Here is a 17997-nt window from a genome sequence, read left to right on the forward strand (position 1 = left end):
GCACCGCGGCTGCGAACGTATCGATCGATCAAGGAATGGCCTGGTCTTCCGGCCGGTAGACGAACGTCGCCCGATCGCCGGGCTTTCGCGCCATCGTCAGGCGTATCACCGGCACCCAGCGCCCCGTCGTGACGTAGAAGTCGCGCTGATAGGCCATGGCGCCGATCGGGCCGTCGTGCCCTGCCACGTAGAAGAACGCTTCGATGGGCAGTCGCGTCCCCTCGCCAAAGCCCCATTCCTCGATGACCAGTTCGTTCTGTTCGCCGAACGACTCATCCTTGATCGCGCGCATGGCAGCGAGGACAGCCTCGAAGATCGCCGACGAACCGGTCGTACCCGATACCACCGTAAAGCCGCACTGATGGTTGCGCCGCTCGAACTTGTCCGAGACGACGTTGTAGTGAGCCACCCACGACGGCGCGGTGACAATGCCTTGCATCTGACATGGCCTGCTCTGCGTCGGGTAATCGCGATGGGCTCCGCACCCGCGATTGACACGCTCGTCCGATGCCGCATCGATAGGAAATGCGCACAGCACTTCCATGTTCCGAAACGGCCTGTCGCCGTATTTCAGCACCGGCACCAACAGGAAGCCTTGCGCATAACGATGCGCCACCTTGTTGAACTGGGCATCGCGGCGCATCCAGGAAAACGATATGCCTCCGGGCTTCGGGTTCGCCGCACCCTTCGGATCCCAGACGTGACCCGTGGACGGATACACCGTGCTACGCAGGATCACGCCCGAACAAAGGAACGAGGGCGCAGTGTCGGACCCCGCACACGTGGTTGTCCGCTCGTCGTCGTAACGCGCCTGGATGGTTGCGGCCACGGCGATACCTTCCGCATCGTGGTCGCGATGCGCGTCTCGGGAATCGGAAAGCGCGCTGCCGCCAATCGACAGCCACGCGGCCGCCGTCATGACAATGGCGAGCCGTCGCAGGGATTGTCCTTTAACCATGGGACCGAGCTCCTGGTGATGGATCTGGCCTTCCTTAGTGATGGCTTGCAGCAAGGTCACGCATGACGCCGCTGCCGGGGTGGCCGGCTGGGCTCTGGGACCGCTTGATCGGCGGTTCGGAACAGAAACGAAGCCGGACCGCCCGGACCGCCCGGAAGGGTCACCTGAATGACCGGAACCCAACGCCTCGTCAATGTCACGAACTCGCTCTGGTTCGCCCTTGCCTGGTTCAATCCATCCGCAGACCCAGAGAGATAGAAAAATGCTTCGAGGGGAATCTTCGGATCATTCTGTGGCCAGACTCCGATCATGATCTCGTTCTGCAAGCCAAAGTTGCCCAGTTTCAGCCGGATCTGCCCGATAGCCTGGAACGCCAGGTGCGCATTGGCGGTGCCGGGAAGCAACCCAAACCCGCACTGGTTTCCGTAAAAACCCCGGTTGCCGAACTTCGCTGTCCAGGCAGGCTCCCCCTGGATGTTCTGCTCCTGGCAGGGTCCACTGTCAGGGATGCCGGAGTACACACCGCACCCGTCCAACTTTCCGGTGGCCCTTCCCACCGTCGCGGCGTCGTACGGATACGCACAAAGGACAAAGAGCTGCGTAAAGCCATCCGAAGGCGAATCGGCGTAGTAGTGCGGCAGGATGATGAAGCCGTTCTTGTAGTTAAAGACCAGATTACTTAAGCCCGCGTCACGTCGAAGCCAGGAGAACGACACGCCCTTTTTTATCGGCGAAGCAGGATTCGGATTCCAGACATAGAAACCGGGCCCGCGCTGGGTCGCCCTCATCAGAATTCCGGAGCAAAGCAGTACGGGCTTCGGGTCAGGATCCCCTGGGTATTTCGTGCAAGAGGCAAAGGTTTCGTCGTAGCGCTCTTTGAGATGCCGCGCCACGTCCGCACCGGAGGCAAAACCGTACGGGCCATGCGAACGATACCCCTGCCCCGCACACGCCGCGAGAAGAACGACGGCGACAGCGACGCCAAGGGAGCGCCATGCACGCATGAGTCGAGCTTTCATCCAACACCTCCCTGTGTTGGCCTGCAAATAAACGATCGCTCAATCTACATCGGCACCGCATCACCAGCATGCACATGCTCAGTGCATGGCGGAAGGTATTGAGGCGGTCCGCGTCTCCGGCACCGCCTGGTCTTCGGGTAAGTAGCGGAAGTACGCGTCGCTCCCTTCACTCTGCGGCAGAACAATCTGGACGACCGGCACCCAACGCCCTATCACCGCTTTGAAATCTCTCTGATTCGCCATGGCCTCACCGCGCCCTTTCGCGCTTCCGCCGATATAGAAAAAGGATTCCAGCGGCAGGCCAGGATCATCCTTTCGCCACGCGCGCAACATGACCTCGTTGTGTAGCTTATGCAAGTCTGGCAGTTTGGACCTGACTTCCCATCCCTGATAGACGGGCCACACCAGATGGGTATCGAAACTGCACTGATGCCCGTACATGCCATGATCTCGGTAGCGGGCGATCCACTGATCGGCCTCGGTAATGCCCTGTGCCTGACAAGGTCCGCTGTCAGGGATACCCGGATACGCACCGCATCCATCGTCGCTGCGATTCCATGTCGCTGCGTCATAGGGGAAAAGGCAGAGCGCACTGATCGGGTCGAAGCCTGCTTCCCAGGCCTGATCGGGGGGCAGGAGGGTGAACCCGTTGTCATAGCCGAACACGAGGCCACCGAAAGAGCCTGACTTGTTCAGCCAGGAAAACGACACCGAGTTCTTATTTTGCGATTCCGGGTTGGGATTCCAGACATGAAAGTCCTCTCCGCGCTTCGTGGCACGCATATACACGCCACTGCACGTCAGCCTGGGTTTGGTGCCCCCTCCACACTGGATGTTTAGGCTGCTGAAACGCGCCAGCATGTTCGTTACCACCTCGCCCCCCGAAGGGAACGCCGTCACTCCGCCTGAATGGCGAGCCTCGTGGCCTGCACATGCCGCAAAGAGGGCGACCGCTGTCGCAAGGGATACGATCCGAAACGAGCGAGCAATCCTCGTGTCCATCGCCTACCTCCATGTAAGCCGCATGCAATCTCCGGTGAACCGCAGTCTGGCACCGGGCGAAGCGGCCCGATATCGACCCTCGGTCGTAGGCGACCGCAGGCGATATCCGGCACAAGCTGCCGAGGCATCCAATGCACGAAGACTTTCTCTCGGATGCACCCCTCGGCGTGGTTTCGCCCCGGTCAAGCTCTAGTGCGCACCCGAGCCGGTCGCCTCATCGCGCAGCGCAACGACAAAAAAGGCGGCCCTCTTTCGAGGGCCGCCTTTGTCGCATCTCGCCATCCCACGATCTACGTGGGCGTGATGCTCAATTGATAGATCGCGTTACTTGCTGCCCATCCGCGACTTCAGCGCGTCCACGACACGACGGACGCCATCGGCATCGCCCTGCGCGCGAACTTCGCTGCCGGTGCCGCTCGGCATGACGGACAGCACGACACTGTGCGCGCCACCCTGCGACGACGGAGCGTCCTTCGCATCCTGATCGGCGTTCTTGCCGCCACCGAACATGCGACGAAACAGGCCCGGGCGGCCTTCCGGCTTACCGCGATTCACAGCGATCTGATAGCTGTGCGCAGTGTCGTCGTGGCCGACGACCTTGCCCAGGTCGCCCACGCTCAGCAGCTCACCTATGCGGCGGTAGGCAGCGTCGGGGGCATCGGTCAGCACGAAACCGTCGGAGACGGGCGCCGCCGAAGCGTTCCCGTTGGCGTCGGCGCCGGCGCCCACGTCCGGAATCACAAGGGCGGCGCTGGTCGAGGGCGTATCCAAGCCCGGCGGGATTTCCAGGGGAGCTTCCTGCTGGGCCTTCTGCCATTCCTTCGTGGAGCGGAACGCGCCGCAACCGGAAACGACCAGGACGGACAGGAGCAGTGCCGGGACGACCAGCGCGTACGAGGTTTTCTTCATGAACTTTGGGTTCCGTTGGGAAGGTGAGCGTCAGGCGGCAGACGCCAATGGTGCCAGAGCCGCGAGGGTTTCGTGCAGCCTCGCCAGCGCCGGGCCAGATTCCAGCTCGACCAGGGGCAGCCGCGGAGCCGCGGAACCGAGCCCCAGGGCGGCCAGGCCAGCCTTGACCGGGATCGGATTCGGCGCGCAATTCAAGGCATCGATGAGCGGGGCCAGCCGTTCCGCAGCCTGCCGCGTGCGCTGCGCGTCGCCCGAACGGGCGGCGTCGCACAACTCGCGAAAAGCCTTCGGTACCAGGTTGGCCACAACCGAGATGGTCCCCGCGGCGCCAGCCAGCATGGCCTCGGGAGCCGAACCGTCGTCGCCGCTCAGGTAGACGAAATCCGGCCGGATAAGTTCCGCGACGGCGCGGATGCGCTCGGCGTCGCCACGGGCTTCCTTCACGCCGATGATGCCGGGGTGGTCGCGCAGCACAGCCAGGGTCTCCGGAGAGATGTCGCAGCCCGTGCGCGGAGGCACGTTGTACAGAATGACAGGCAGGCCACCTTGATCGGCCACAGCGAGAAAATGCCGGCGCAGGCCCTCCTGCGTGGGGCGCACATAGAACGGCGCGACGACCAGCGCGGCATCTGCGCCCAGCGCAGCCGCGCGGCGCGTGGTGGCGATGGTTTTTGCGGTGCCCGCCTCGCCGGTACCGGCGACGACCGGAACACGCCCGCCGACGCGCTGCACCGCGAACGCCAGCAGGCGGTCGTATTCGTCATGTTCCAGGAAGTGCGACTCGCCGGTCGAGCCGGCCACCACGACGGCCTGCGTCCCGCCTTCCAGTTGCTGGTCCAGCAACCGGCCGAACGCGTCCAGATCGAGGGAACCGTCGGCGGCGAAAGGCGTCGCCAGCGCGGTGATGCTGCCTGAGATATCCAAGGTGAAACCCGTTGTGCAATCAACGCTTCGCATGTTACCGGGGCGTTTCGGGCTAGTCCATTCGGCCCCATCCCGTCCGGCGGACGTGCCGTGTCTTGCTAGCGTGCGACGGGGCCAAGTAAGCTGCCCCCAAAGCGTTGGTCCCGCGCCCCGCGGGATGCGCCATGGGTAGTCCCGCCTTGAATCGTTCTGCAGCACGCAACGCCGCCACCGATAACCAACTTCTCATTTCGACGCTGTCGCCGGCGCATCGCGCGCCGATCCTCGCGCTGGCCAAGCGGATCGCCGACTCCGGCTGCAATCTCGCTGACGCGCGAGTTTCCACCATCGGCAACGACACCTCTGTGATGCTTTTGGCCGTCGGCGCATGGGATGCGGTGGCGAAGCTGGAGACGTCGCTCGGCAAGCTCGGTCGCGATGAAGAACTGCAGATCGTCCACTACCGCACGACGCCACGCGAACCCACCGCGCACCTGCTGCCTTATCTGGTGGAGGTGATCGCTGCGGATCGCCCGGGCATTCTGGTGAAGATCATCGAGTTCTTCTCGCGCCGGGACATCAGCGTCGAACAACTCTCGTCGATGCGCTATCAGGCGATGCAGACCGGCGCGGAGATGTTCCAGGCGCAGATCACGATCGGCATTCCCGCGGAAACGCATATCGCCGCGCTGCGCGACGATTTCCTCGAACTGTGCGATGGCCTCAACCTCGACGCCATCATGGATCCCGTCAAGTTCTAAAACCGCGAGGAGCAGCGGACGTACGCATGACCGGCAAGAGCATGAAGCTACCGAAACTCGAAGGCACGCTTGGCGACGGCTCCACGCTGTCCCTGGCTTCGCTCCAGGGCCAGTGGGTCGTCGTCTTTTTCTACCCCAAGGACAACACGCCGGGCTGCACCAACGAGGCCCGCGATTTCCGCGATCTCTACCCCGCGTTCAAGGCGCGTAACGCCGAAGTCGTCGGCGTGTCCCGCGACTCCGTCCGTTCGCACGCCAACTTCGCGACAAAGCATGAGCTGCCCTTTCCTCTGGTCTCCGACGCCGACGAAACCTGGTGCCGCGCGTTCGATGTCATCCACGAGAAGGTGCTCTACGGAAAGCGCTACCTGGGCGTCGTGCGCAGCACCTTCCTGATCGATCCCCGCGGCAAGCTCGCCGCGGAATGGCGCGGCATCAAGATCCCCGGCCACGCGCAGGCCGTATTAGAGAGTGTCCCCGCCGCGTGACGGCTACCGCGTCAAGCGGCACCCTCCTCCCGGTCGTCGCCGCGCGACCGGGTTCCGCAACCTCCGCATGAGGTCACTTCCGCATGACCGGAAGCAAGCGCATCTACGCCCTCGACACCAACGTGCTGCTGCACGATCCGACGTCGTTGTTCCGCTTCGAGGAGCACGACGTCTTCATACCGATGACGGTGCTGGAGGAACTGGACGAAAAGAAGAAAGGTGGCTCGGAAGTCTCGCGCAACGGCCGCCAGGTCAGCCGATTCATCAACGAACTGATCGAGCGCGGTGGCGGCCAGGGCCTTCGCGACGGCCTGGAACTCAGCAACCCCCAAGGCGTCAAGCTCAAGCGTGGCGCGGTAGGTCGCCTGTTCTTCCAGCAGCGCGCAAGCCACGGTAACGGCAAGGCCGACAACCAGATCCTGGCATCGGTCATCGACCTGCGTGACCAGCATCCGGACCGTCCGGTGATCCTCGTCACCAAGGACATCAACCTCCGGATCAAGGCGTCCATCTACGGCATCACCGCCGAAGACTACGAGAACGACCGCGCGCTGGACGATTTCGCCCTGCTCTTCACGGGGTCGGACGCGCTGCCGGAAGACTTCTGGAGCCGGCATCCGGAGCTTCGTTCCTGGAACGAGCGCGGTCGGACGTTCTACGAGGTGAACGTCCACGAGGACGAGCAGTGGTACCCGAACCAGTGCCTGTACATGCCGGGCGAAAACGACGTGGAACTGCGCGTGCTGCAAATCTTCGGCGACGAAGATGCGCGCAAGGCCCGGCTCGTTCTGCTCGACGACCACACGCATGCGGCCCACAGCGTATGGGGCATCGCCGCGCGCAACCGCGAGCAGAATTTCGCCCTGAACCTGCTGATGGATCCGGACGTCGACTTCGTGACCCTGCTGGGCACCGCGGGCACGGGCAAGACGCTGCTCGCGCTCGCCGCCGGCCTGGCCCAGGTGATGGACCAGCAGCGCTACCGCGAGATCATCATGACCCGCGCCACCGTGCCGGTCGGCGAAGACATCGGCTTCCTGCCGGGCACGGAAGAGGAAAAAATGACGCCTTGGATGGGCGCGCTGACCGATAACCTCGAAGTGCTCGCCAATCCCGAGGAAGGCGGCTCGTGGGGGCGTCAGGCCACCAACGATCTGCTGGCATCGCGGGTCAAGATCCGTTCGCTGAACTTCATGCGCGGGCGCACGTTCCTGAGTCGCTACCTCATCATCGACGAAGCGCAGAACCTCACACCCAAGCAGATGAAGACCCTGATCACCCGCGCCGGACCAGGCACGAAGATCATCTGCCTGGGCAACGTGGAACAGATCGACACGCCGTATCTCACGGAGACCACCTCGGGCCTCACCTATGCGGTGGACCGCTTCAAGATGTGGGCGCATTCGGGACACATCACGCTGAAGCGCGGCGAACGGTCGCGCCTGGCGGATTTCGCGTCGGAAGCGCTGTAACCGCTGTAAACAAAGGGGCGCGGGCGCACCGCCCGCGCCCTGGGACATCGTCGGCCGCTGGCGAGGACAGCGGCCTCGGGTGTGCCGGCTCGGTGGGCCAGGAGTATCCTATGGCCGTTGATACGGCCGCGCGCGGGTGCGGCCATCGAAAGGTTCCCATCGAGTCCCTTCCATGAATTTCCTCGGACCTCGCTTCATCGTTCTGTATGTGCTGATCCTGTTCACGCTGTGCGTGTTGCTGGTGCACCTCCGCGGCCGCTCGCGCCTCCGCTTCGATCGCCAGTTGGTGGATCATTCGGCGATCTTCGCGCCGTACAACTTGTTGATGTACGCGTTTTCCGCTGTACCGGCGCGCCCTATTCTCGACCGCCGCGGGTTTCCGCAGCTCGACCTGCTGCAGAACAACTGGCAGAAAATCCGCGAAGAAGCCCTGCATCTCTTCGACGAGGGATTTATCCGCTCGGCCGAGAAGCATAACGATGCCTCGTTCAACTCCTTCTTCAAGCAAGGCTGGAAGCGCTTCTATCTGAAGTGGTACGGCGAACCGCTGGCGTCTGCGGAAGCGCTCTGCCCGGAGACTGTGAAGCTGCTGAATGCGATCCCGAGCGTGAAGGCGGCGATGTTCGCGTTGCTGCCGCCGGGCAGCAAACTCAACCCGCATCGCGATCCGTTTGCTGGCTCGTTGCGCTATCACCTGGGCCTGATCACGCCCAACTCCGACGACTGTCGCATCTTCGTCGACGGCGAGATGCATGCCTGGCGCGACGGCAAGGACGTCGTATTCGACGAGACCTATGTGCATTGGGCGGAGAATCGCACGGACCAGACGCGCGTCATCCTCTTCGCGGACGTGGAGCGCCCGCTGAAGAGCGGTCTCATGACGGCGATCAACAAGCGCGTGGGCGCGTTCATGGGGTCGATCACGGCCTCGCCGAACAGCGACGATGGCAAGGAGCAGGTCGGTTTCGTCAATCGCATGTTCGCGCTCAATCAGCGTGGGCGTGAGCGCACGCGGCGTTTCAAGAAGGCGAATCCGAAGCTCTTTCGGGTGCTGAAGTACGCAGGCATTGTGGTGATGATTTGGCTCATCTTCCTCGCGCCCTACCCGTTCTTTCGCGGGTGAGATCGGGCTGGGGCTAAGCCGCTCGTCGCTCGGCTTCGCCAGCGGTGTAGCGCTAGGAGCTTTGAGGGAAACGCCATCGGCCGCCGCTCTCGGCGCATCGGCTTCACCGTCGCTTGGGTAGAGAGGCCGCTGCGCGGCCGTGTGTGGCTTATGGCTGCGCCCCTCGCGCCCGGATACCGTGACAAATCGGCCCCTTGCGGGAGCCGCCTCAGCGCTCTCGTAGGAGCCACCATGGCGGCGAGGGAATCTTGCCGGTGGGAGCCAGCCTGCTGGCGATGGGAGCTTGCCTCGTCGCTACACCGCTTCGTTGGTTTCTCGCCGCTATAGCGGCTCCCACGGGAAACCAAAAAAAACGGCATGCCGGAGCATGCCGTTTCGGAAATATACGTTGAAGGGTGCCCGTCAGATCTTGGCGATACCTTCGGGGCGCTTGGCACCCACGAAGTGCTTGGCCCAGTAGGCCTCGTTGAGGCTATCGACGCGTACGGTCTTGCCGGCCGACGGCGAATGGATGAACTGGCCGTTGTCGATGTAGATGCCGACGTGCGAGACGGCCTTACCGCGGGTGCGGAAGAAGACCAGATCGCCCGTCTTCATTTCGTTGCGCTTGACCTTGAGGCCTGCGAGGAACTGGCTGGCCGAGTTGGTCGGAAGGTCGAGGCCGATGCTGTGCATGAACACGTAGCGGACGAAGCCGCTGCAATCGAAACCGGTGGAGGGAGCCCGGCCGCCGCGGTGATAGCGGATGTCACGGAGCTTCATGGCGAAGGCGAGAAGCGCCTCGCGGGCATGGCCATCAACGTGACCAGCGAGTTTGTCGGTGGCGGCGGCGACGAGGCTGTCGTCGTCATCCGCGTCGGCGTCGGTGTCGGCCGTGAGCGGGGCGTTCGAAGCGGCCTTCGGAGCGGCGATCAGCGAGGTGGCGTCGGGAACCGCTGATTGGGCCAGCGCCGTGGCGGGCGCGAACACCGGAAGATCGGTGAGGAGAAGCGTGGCGGACTGGTCGAGACCTTGTGGAGCCTGGATCGTATCGGCAAAAGCGGGTGTTACGGCGGCGGTACAGCAAGTGGCTAACGCGAGAGCGGTCAGTCGCTTTAAATACATGAGCGGAAAGGCCTATTCATCGTGGAGTTAAGCCGCCGTGAAGGTGAGACGACCGTGAACGAGGGGTGAAGTTACCAAACCGAGTCACCCTTGTTGTTGGCATAAAGTTAAAAACGGCCATTCCTAGGAAACATTCATAGAAGTCGTAGGAAACTGCGGGCTGGAGGCCGAAAACATGAACAACCTTAGGCACTTGCCTTCACGAATGTGAGGGCCGATGACGTTGTTCGGAGCGAATGAAAGGCATCACGCCTTGTACGAACGTGCCCCGAAGATCGCACTGCCTATGCGCACCTCGGTACTTCCCTCGGCAATCGCCAGTGCAAAGTCGCCACTCATGCCCATGGACAGACGATCGGCCGAATGGCCAGCCTGGCGGGCGGTGTCACGCAGGCGATACAGGCGCTGGAAACAGGCCCGTACGCGGCTTTCGTCCTCGGACGCCTCAGCCAGCGTCATCAGCCCGCGGAGGCGCAGCGAGGGGAACGCCTTCAGTTGATCCAGGAACGAAAGCAGGTCGTCGGGCGCCAGTCCGTGCTTGGTTTCCTCGGGCGAGGTCTTGACCTGTACCAGCACGTCCAGGCTGCGGCCTTGCGCCTGCAAGGCCTTGTCCAGAGCGACGGCGAGGTCCAGGCGATCGAGCGACTGAACCTCGCTGGCCAAGGCGGCGACCGCCTTGGCCTTGTTGGTCTGCAGGTGGCCGATGACGACCCACGACACGTCTTCGTCGGCGAGTGCCGCGGCTTTTGCCTGGATCTCCTGCACCTTGTTCTCACCGAAGCGTCGCCAGCCCAGGCCGATAGCTTCACGGACGGTGTCGGCACCGAAAGTCTTGCTTACCGGCAGCAGAGCAACCTCGGAAGGATCGCGCCCCGCACGCAGGCAAGCATCGGCAACCGACGCCTGCACGATGGCGAAGCGACCCGCTAGCGTGCCCGGGGCGTCGCTCATGCCTTCGACGCTTCCTGGAAGTGCCGAGCGACGACATCAGCCACGACCATGCTCACCCGCTTACCGGTGGGGATGTGCAGGAACTCGTTCGGGCCGTGCGCGTTGGAATGCGGGCCGAGCACGCCCGTGATGAGGAACTGCGCCCGCGGGAACTTCTCGCCGAGCATGCCCATGAACGGAATGCTGCCGCCTTCGCCCATGTAGGCGGCCGGTGCGCCGAAGTAGTGCTGCGAGGCTTCGGCAACGGCCTGCTCCAGCCACGGCGACAGCGCCGGCGCGTTCCAGCCGCTGCCGTCCTTCTCGAGATCGAACGTGACCTTTGCGCCGTACGGCGGATCCTTCTCAAGCAATTCCTTGAGGAAGCGGCCCGCTTCCGCGCCCGACAGGGTCGGCGGCACGCGCAGGCTGAGCTTCACCGATGTACGAGGGCGCAGGACATTGCCCGCGCTGTCCAGGGGCGGCATGCCGCCGACGCCGGTCACGGCCAACTGCGGGCGCCAGGTCCGGTTGAGCACCAGTTCGGTGAGATCGTCGGTCACCGGCTGCATGCCTTCGACGAACGGAAACTTGTCGTAGACAGCGGTGCCCAGCACCTCCGCGGAGCGACGCGCCTGATCGACGCGCTGCGCCGGAATGTCGACGTACAGTTCCTTCGGCACGATGGTGCCGGTGTGCGGATCTTCGAGACGGCTCAGGAGGTCGCGAAGAATGCGGAAGCTGGAGGGCACCACGCCCGAGGCGTCGCCCGAATGCACGCCCTCTTCCAGCACCTGCACGGTGAGATTGCCGCCGGTCATGCCGCGTAGGGACGTGGTGAGCCAGAGTTGATCGTAGTTGCCGCAGCCGGAATCGAGGCAAACGACGAGCGCCGGATGCCCGATGCGATCGGCCAGATGATCCACGTAGTACGGAAGGTCGTAGCTACCGGACTCCTCGCACGCTTCGATGAGAATCACGCAACGCGCATGCGGCACGCCCTGTTCGCGAAGGGCGAGCAACGCAGCGAGCGAGCCGAAGATGGCGTAACCGTCGTCCGCGCCGCCGCGGCCGTAGAGCTTGTCGCCCTTGATGACGGGCGTCCACGGGCCGAGGTCATCGGCCCAGCCGGACATTTCCGGCTGCTTGTCGAGGTGTCCGTAAAGCACCACGGTCTCGTCGGTGCCCTTCCCCTGCACGCCCTGCGCGGGAATGTCGATGTAGATGAGTGGCGTGCGACCTTCCAGTTGCACCACTTCCAGTGCCGCGCCTTCGAAGGCGCCGAGTTTCGAGCGCGCCCACGACGCCATCAACGCCACGGCCTGATCCATGTAACCGTGCTCCCGCCACTGCGCGTCGAACATCGGCGACTTGTTCGGGATGCGGATGTATTCGACCAGTTGCGGCACGATTTCCGCGTCCCAGAGGCCGCTGACGAAGGAAGAGATGCGGGAGGTATCCATGAGGAAAAGGCTCGTCGGGTCAAAGGCCGATTGTAGCAGCGACGACAGCGACGCCCCTTTCGATGTGGTCCCCGCCGGTTGCGCCGTCACGGCGGTGTCGCACGTGCTTTCCCTCGGCGCGCCGGTTCGCGGACAACCCGCGGACCCGCAGAGTGATCCGGCGTCATTCGACGCATCCCCAAAGGAGACGCTCTTGAAACGCTATCTCATTGCCCTGGCCGGGCTGCTGCTCTCGCCGCTCGCTCTCGCTTCGACGCCGGTGAACATCAACACGGCGGACGCCGCCGCGCTCGCGGAGTCGCTCGACGGCGTGGGCCTCGTGAAGGCACAGGCGATCGTCGCGTGGCGCGAGGCGAACGGCGCGTTCGAAAACGCCGACCAGCTGGCGCAGGTCAAAGGCATCGGCGCATCGCTGGTGGACCGCAACCGCGACGCGATCCAGGTCGACGGCGGCAAGACGGCTAAGAAGGCCAAGGCGCCCAAGCCCGCGCGCCCCCGCGCCGGTGACGACGAGGACTGATCGCTCGCACCGTTATTGATCCCCTAGCGCGTTCGGCCCCGGCGATCCGCCACCGGCCGCCGAACGCGCTACACTCGCGCCCCATGTCGGGTCGGCACTCGCCCTCCCGTACGTCACAGGGGCTTGATGTCGCAATGATCCTGCCGCGTTACCGCATCGCCGCTTCGGGCATTCCTGGGGCCGGCAAGGGCTTGTTCGTGGACGAGTTCGTGGCCGCCGGGCGCGTCGTAACGGCGCCCGACCAGATCGATCGCACGCATGGCTGGGACGAGATCCAGGCCACCCCCGCCCTCGCCGCCAACCTGTACTCAGCCGCCCGCTGGTTCGAGGACCGCTACACGGTCTCCCCGGAGTGGCCGGACGAGTGCTACGTGAACCACAGCTTCGAGCCCACCGGCCTCTGGCACCTCGGCTTCATCTTCGCCGCGAAAGACCTCCCGCAAGGCACTGAAATTACGGTGGATTACCGTCATCTCCTCGCCCCTGGGCAGGACGAGAGCTTCCAAGACGCGGCGACTGGTGAGAAAATAACCGGCTTGTCCTGGCATGAGAGCCTCGCGCAAAGCACCCGCGCCCTGGCCCGCCTGCTCGGCTGACACCTGGTCACTTCGATGGCAATTGCAGACATTCCCGTCCTGGAAACGCCGCGCCTGCGGCTCACAGCCCTCACCGAACGCCACTTCGACGATTACGCGGCCATGCTCGCGGACGCCGAGAGCACGCGCTGGATCGGCGACGGCCAACCGCTCGACCGGATGAACGCGTGGCGTTCCATGGCGATGCTGCTGGGCCATTGGGCGCTGCGTGGCTGCGGCATGTGGGCCATCGAACTGAAGGACACCGGCGAATTCATCGGCCGCGCCGGCCTGATGAAACCCGAAGGCTGGCCCGACCTGGAACTCGGTTGGATGTTGAAGCCGGAACACCGCCACCACGGGTATGCCACCGAAGCCGGCGAAGCGATCCTCGATTTCGCCTGGAACCAGCTGCACGCGCAGCGCGTGATCAGCATGGTGCGCATTGGCAACGAAGCGTCCGACCACGTCGCGGAGCGGCTTGGCGGCGAGCACATCGACAACATCGATTTTCTCGGCGGCGCGACACACCTGTTCGCGTACTACCCGCCGCACCGCGAAGTCCGCCGCGCCGGTTGACCGGCGCGCGTTCGCCAGGCGCTAGAGCGCCGGGGCGAAGTCGGTGCGACGCCGACGCGGATTCACCGCCACCAAACCCGCCAGCGCCAACAGGCGCGCCGTGCGCATCCACGCCAGCACAACCACCCCTAGCTGCACGATCAGAAAGCCGGCCAGCCAGCCGCTGCCCACGGCTGTCGTATGCCCGCGCCATGACGCAATCGCCACGGCCAGGACCATGCCCACCAGGGTGATCACGCCATAGACGAACAGCGTGGCGAACGGTCGCCTCAGCGCAGCGACAGTACCGCGGCCGAGGGCGCGGAAGGCGGAACGAAGACTGCTGTCCGCCATGAATTGCGCACGCGCCGATTCGACGATCGCCTGGGCTATCACGAAGATCAGCAACGTTACGGCCAGCGCGGCATGCTGGTAGGTATCCGCACGTACGACACTCAAAGCGGCGTCGACCTTGTCATCCGCGAAGGACGACACGCCATGCGTGAGCGCGATGAAGATGCCATAGGGAATCAGTGAAAGGATCGAGAGCCGAAGCATTCGCCCGTACTCAGCCGCGCCGCCTTGCAGCAGGCCGCCGAAACCGAGGGCCCGCTGCGCCCGCCCGCTCGCGACCACCATGGCGGCCAGGAACGGTGCCGTCAGCAGGGTGACCAGCACGCCCGCGACAAAGGCCATGCCGATCCAGCCCTTCCCGCCGCGCAACGCTGCCATCACGTCGGCGAACATGAGCCCGTCGAAATGCGCCGCCCACGAGTCGGCATGCACGCTGTGCCCGAGCAGGTTGTCGAGCAGGCCCCACAGGGGCAAGGCGACAACAAGAGTCGGCAACAGCGTCACAACGATCCACAGGAGCATGAGTCGCCACTGGAGCGCTCCCACGGCGGCCGTGCCGAGTGCAGCGAAAGGCGAGCGTCGTTGATGAGCGTTCATAGCGTCCCCAGAACCGAAAAGAGGCCTTGCAGCACGGCGGCCAAGTCGGCGGTCCAGCGCTTCGAGGCAGCGTGGTTGGCTTCCACGGTACGGCTGTCGTCGAGCTTGTTGGCATCGAGGTAGATCTTGCGGTCGGGGTCGAGCTCCGCGGAGGCCCCCTTCACCGGCTTGGTGAAGGCGAAGCGCGCCCAGCGACGATCGTCGTTCCAGCGAACGGTTTCCACCGAGCCGTCCATGAAGGACACCTTGAGGGTCTGCGGGACCGACGCGCCATCGCGCCAGACCGTGACCGTCGTTTTCCACGGGAATGGCCCTGTGCCGGGCGCCGCATCTGGATGGGCTTTTTTCCACGCTTCGCGCTGCTTTTCCACGGCCTTGTCGTTGTCGTCGGACGACACCTCTGTCCGACGACCGTCTTTCATCGACACGCCCGCCAGCGGCAGCACTTCCTCGCTGACGATGTCGGTCACGCTGTCGTCGATGCGCGCGGTGCCATATACGTATTGATCGAATACCTGCGCCACGATCTCCGGCTTGCCCGAGGATTCGGCCACGGCTGCCTGAAGGTCGGCGATGGACGGATGACGGAAATGCCACAGGTCATAGTAATGACGGAAGGCTTTCTCCATCACGTCCTTGCCGAGGCGTTCTTCCAGATCGTGCATCGCCGTGGCCGTTCGCGAGTACACGGTGGCGTAGTCGGCGCTCGAAAGGCGATCCCATGAGTTTTCGCCGAGCGGGTCCGACGGCTTGCGCAGGCGAGCGGTCATGCGTTCGAGCATGAAGGACGGCATCGGCGGCTCCACGCCGAAAAATTTCCAGAACGGCGTGGTCAGATAGAGCACCTGCTTGCGCTCGCGCAGCATGCGATCGTCCCAGTACTCGTTCAGACCCTCATCGAGCATCGGTTCCTCGAATTCGTTCGAGGCCAGCAGGCCATAGAAGTAACCGTGACCGAATTCGTGGATGGTGACGAAGTCCAGGAGGTACTCGTTCGTCGTCTTCGGCTCAACGTCGCGGTAGCTGTCCGCGGTGAAGAAGGTTGGATACTCCATGCCGCCCGCTTCGGCCGCGTTGAACGGCGGCACCACGGCAGTGAGCGTCTTGTACGGATAAGGACCAAGCGTCGAGGAGAAATAGGCCAGCGAATCGATCGATGCCTTCAACACCGGCTTGGCGCTTGCCGCGTACTCGGCGGGATAGATTACGCGTACCTTGACCCGAGGGCTGCCGGGACCGGTGTACTCGCCGTCGATCGACTGATATCCGGGTGCGGCCATCCAGGCGAAGTCATGCACATCGGCCTGCACGAAGTGCCAGGTCAGCTCGTTGCCTTCCGGCGCCGGCTCGCCCTGCTGTTCGCCGACGGCACCGATGACATAGTCGTGCGGTGCGGTGATGCGGACGTCGAACTCGCCGAAGTCCGCGTAGAACTCGCTGTTGAAGTGGAACTCATGCACGTTCCAGCGCGGTTCCGTCGCCCCGCGCTCACCCGGCAGTTCCAGCACGCCGATCTTCGGAAACCATTGCCCCACGAGGTGGAACGAGCCCACATAGCCCGTGCGCTCGATGACGCGCGGCAACTGGCTGTGAAAATTCATGTCCAGGGTGACGCTGCCACCCGCGGGCACCGGCTGCGCCAGGTCCACGCGCACCACGGTGTGGTCAGTCGCGGGGCCGCCGTCGGGATGCACGTAGTGCCACTTCAACGCAGCGCCGTCCTGCTCCACGTTGCCCAGGTCGATGTAGCCCCACTCGCCCTTCTTCACTTCGGCGATGCCGCGCGAGCCGCCTTGCGATGCGAGCACGCGGCGCTCGCTGAAGAACGTACTGCCCTCGCTTTCGAACGCGTTGAGATAGAGATGGAGAAACACGGCCGACACCGGCCGGTCGCTGCGATTGCGCCAGGTCAGTTGTTGCTGGCCGTCCACCGTGTGCTTGGCCGGGTCAAGGCGCGCCTGGATCCGATAGGACACCACGCGGTCGGACAGCGTGGCTTCGCTGCCGCTACGCGGGCCGCCCCATGCCGTCGGCGCGCTGGGTGTGCGCACGAAGGCCGCACGCGGCGAGGCGAAGGGAATCTCGCCGGCTGCCGCGGTAGGTGCTGTCGTGGAAGGGGCTGCCGCGGAGGACGCGGCGGCCGGTACCGAGGGCGGCGGCGACGCTACCTGCGCCGAGCTGCCATACGCAAAAAGCAGCGTGCTGGCCGCGACGAAACGAACGATTCTGGCTGCCTTGCGGCGCATCGGTGCATCCTCCCCTTGATGCCGATGAGAGTGCGTTGACGTGGCGGCGCGCCGATATAGGCCAAAGGTCACGTTTCCCCGCCACGCCAGGGCGCGCATGCATTCAGCCGGGGAACGGTCGCTCGCGCATCCACTTGGTGAGGATCCACTTCTCTCCCGAGAGCACGGGTGCACCACCGTGCAGCGAGAGCAGATCGAGCGAACCGTCCGGCGCGTTGTACTCGAAATACAGCGCCTGCCCTTGCCGGGGTACGTAGCTGAAGTCGATCCGCGGAAAGATGGTCTCGCCGCCCGCATCCACGTCGTTGAGATACATGATCAACGTGGAGACCCGCTGACCGCCGTTGCGAAGATGCGCCTGACTACCGGGGTCGTCCGGCGGGAAGTAGTCGAAATGCGGAAGATACTCGGCGGCCGGGCCGTAGCGCATGGCTTGCAGCCCTTCGCCGTGTTCCTGATCCAGGTTCATGATCGCCGCGGCACGTGCGTCGATCCGCGCAATCAGTGGCGTCTCGCCGCGGCCGAAGTTGGCGCCCTCGCTGGTGCGGATATCCTGCACCACACCGACACCCGTGCCCGGGTTGACCACCTGGGACCGCGCCAGGCGGGTGGTGGCGAGCGCGCGCAAGGCCTCGCACTCGGACGGATCGAGCACGCCATCCAGCACGGCGATCGTGGGGCGTGCCACGCGAACCAACACTCTGACCTGGCGATCTCCCGCATCGAGCACATGGCCGGCACGCAGGTGGCTGCGGAAGGTACTTGGTTCCGGCGCGTTCGACGGCGGCGACGGGCTGCCGAACAGCGCGTCGGCGATAGCATCGCGCGAGGCGCGCTCGTCGAAGCCGTTCTCCTTCATCGTCGTCAGCAGGTCGGGCGCGGCGTATCCCGCGGCGACGGCCTCGGCGAGCCAGCGATGCCAGTCCGCGGTAACCTTTGTGTGCAGGCGGGATCCCATGGCATGGCCTCTGTCGTTCATCGAACTCCCTTTCGCCATGAGGCTCCGATCGGAAGGAAT

At 64.3% G+C, this 17997-nt stretch carries 18 protein-coding genes; 7 read left to right on the forward strand and 11 right to left on the reverse strand.

Translation table 11 applies throughout. From position 1 onward, the window contains the following. Window positions 1–28: 28 nt before the first annotated feature. From BT115_RS05170 to dapA, 5 genes are all read right to left on the reverse strand, one after another. Window positions 29–958: an HvnC protein gene (locus tag BT115_RS05170; protein WP_143144459.1), complete on the reverse strand. Its 930-nt coding sequence runs from the start codon at window positions 956–958 to the stop codon at window positions 29–31. 56 nt (window positions 959–1014) lie between these two features. Continuing rightward, window positions 1015–1977: a hypothetical protein gene (locus BT115_RS05175; protein ID WP_143144460.1), complete on the reverse strand. Its 963-nt coding sequence runs from the start codon at window positions 1975–1977 to the stop codon at window positions 1015–1017. A gap of 78 nt (window positions 1978–2055) precedes the next feature. Then, window positions 2056–2760 carry a hypothetical protein gene (locus BT115_RS05180; RefSeq protein ID WP_143144461.1) on the reverse strand — a complete coding sequence of 235 codons (705 nt, stop codon included), beginning with the start codon at window positions 2758–2760 and terminating at the stop codon, window positions 2056–2058. A 543-nt stretch (window positions 2761–3303) separates the two neighbouring features. Continuing rightward, on the reverse strand, window positions 3304–3888 hold the full coding sequence (locus BT115_RS05185) for a hypothetical protein (RefSeq protein WP_072321424.1): 585 nt from the start codon (window positions 3886–3888) through the stop codon (window positions 3304–3306). 30 nt (window positions 3889–3918) lie between these two features. Continuing rightward, a complete protein-coding gene (dapA, locus tag BT115_RS05190) occupies window positions 3919–4812 on the reverse strand; it encodes a 4-hydroxy-tetrahydrodipicolinate synthase (protein WP_072321425.1) in 894 nt (297 codons plus the stop codon). A gap of 164 nt (window positions 4813–4976) precedes the next feature. Here dapA and BT115_RS05195 point away from each other — a divergent pair, with 164 nt between their 5' ends. The 4 genes from BT115_RS05195 (at window position 4977) to BT115_RS05210 (ending at window position 8635) form a co-directional block, all read left to right on the forward strand. Continuing rightward, window positions 4977–5552 carry a glycine cleavage system protein R gene (locus tag BT115_RS05195; protein ID WP_072321426.1) on the forward strand — a complete coding sequence of 192 codons (576 nt, stop codon included), beginning with the start codon at window positions 4977–4979 and terminating at the stop codon, window positions 5550–5552. Between the two features lie 26 nt (window positions 5553–5578). Continuing rightward, window positions 5579–6040, forward strand: a complete 462-nt coding sequence (locus tag BT115_RS05200; RefSeq protein ID WP_072321427.1) for a peroxiredoxin — start codon at window positions 5579–5581, stop codon at window positions 6038–6040. An 83-nt stretch (window positions 6041–6123) separates the two neighbouring features. Further along, window positions 6124–7512, forward strand: a complete 1389-nt coding sequence (locus BT115_RS05205; protein WP_072321428.1) for a PhoH family protein — start codon at window positions 6124–6126, stop codon at window positions 7510–7512. Window positions 7513–7708: 196 nt separating this feature from the next. After that, window positions 7709–8635 (forward strand): aspartyl/asparaginyl beta-hydroxylase domain-containing protein, encoded by a 927-nt coding sequence (locus BT115_RS05210; protein ID WP_304441865.1) that lies wholly within the window; start codon window positions 7709–7711, stop codon window positions 8633–8635. 402 nt (window positions 8636–9037) lie between these two features. On the opposite strand, the gene BT115_RS05215 is transcribed toward BT115_RS05210, so the two are convergent. The 3 genes from BT115_RS05215 to BT115_RS05225 form a co-directional block, all read right to left on the reverse strand. After that, window positions 9038–9739, reverse strand: a complete 702-nt coding sequence (locus BT115_RS05215) for a C40 family peptidase (RefSeq protein WP_072321430.1) — start codon at window positions 9737–9739, stop codon at window positions 9038–9040. 246 nt (window positions 9740–9985) lie between these two features. Continuing rightward, window positions 9986–10690, reverse strand: a complete 705-nt coding sequence (locus tag BT115_RS05220) for a YggS family pyridoxal phosphate-dependent enzyme (protein ID WP_072321431.1) — start codon at window positions 10688–10690, stop codon at window positions 9986–9988. Continuing rightward, window positions 10687–12129, reverse strand: a complete 1443-nt coding sequence (locus BT115_RS05225; RefSeq protein WP_072321432.1) for a M20 family metallopeptidase — start codon at window positions 12127–12129, stop codon at window positions 10687–10689. Before BT115_RS05225 ends, BT115_RS05220 begins: the two co-directional genes overlap by 4 nt. A 193-nt stretch (window positions 12130–12322) precedes the next feature. On the opposite strand from BT115_RS05225, the gene BT115_RS18850 reads away from it, so the two are divergent. The 3 genes from BT115_RS18850 to BT115_RS05240 all read left to right on the forward strand — a co-directional run bounded on the left by BT115_RS18850 (window position 12323) and on the right by BT115_RS05240 (window position 13803). Then, window positions 12323–12649, forward strand: a complete 327-nt coding sequence (locus BT115_RS18850; protein ID WP_072321433.1) for a ComEA family DNA-binding protein — start codon at window positions 12323–12325, stop codon at window positions 12647–12649. A gap of 134 nt (window positions 12650–12783) precedes the next feature. Beyond that, window positions 12784–13245, forward strand: a complete 462-nt coding sequence (locus BT115_RS05235) for an SET domain-containing protein-lysine N-methyltransferase (RefSeq protein WP_072321434.1) — start codon at window positions 12784–12786, stop codon at window positions 13243–13245. A gap of 21 nt (window positions 13246–13266) precedes the next feature. Further along, window positions 13267–13803: a GNAT family N-acetyltransferase gene (locus BT115_RS05240; RefSeq protein ID WP_072322266.1), complete on the forward strand. Its 537-nt coding sequence runs from the start codon at window positions 13267–13269 to the stop codon at window positions 13801–13803. A gap of 21 nt (window positions 13804–13824) precedes the next feature. Here BT115_RS05240 and BT115_RS05245 read toward each other — a convergent pair whose 3' ends face one another. From BT115_RS05245 to BT115_RS05255, 3 genes are all read right to left on the reverse strand, one after another. Then, the gene (locus tag BT115_RS05245; protein ID WP_072321435.1) at window positions 13825–14733 is read right to left on the reverse strand and encodes a hypothetical protein; all 909 of its coding nucleotides are present in this window, start codon (window positions 14731–14733) and stop codon (window positions 13825–13827) included. Beyond that, entirely contained in the window at window positions 14730–16979 is a 2250-nt protein-coding gene (locus BT115_RS05250) for a M1 family metallopeptidase (protein ID WP_072321436.1), read from the reverse strand. Before BT115_RS05250 ends, BT115_RS05245 begins: the two co-directional genes overlap by 4 nt. A 103-nt stretch (window positions 16980–17082) precedes the next feature. Beyond that, the gene (locus BT115_RS05255) at window positions 17083–17958 is read right to left on the reverse strand and encodes a 2OG-Fe(II) oxygenase (RefSeq protein ID WP_072321437.1); all 876 of its coding nucleotides are present in this window, start codon (window positions 17956–17958) and stop codon (window positions 17083–17085) included. Window positions 17959–17997: the final 39 nt, after the last annotated feature.

Origin of the sequence: Luteibacter sp. UNCMF366Tsu5.1, assembly GCF_900119235.1 — a bacterium.
Taxonomy (GTDB): Bacteria; Pseudomonadota; Gammaproteobacteria; order Xanthomonadales; family Rhodanobacteraceae; genus Luteibacter; species Luteibacter flocculans.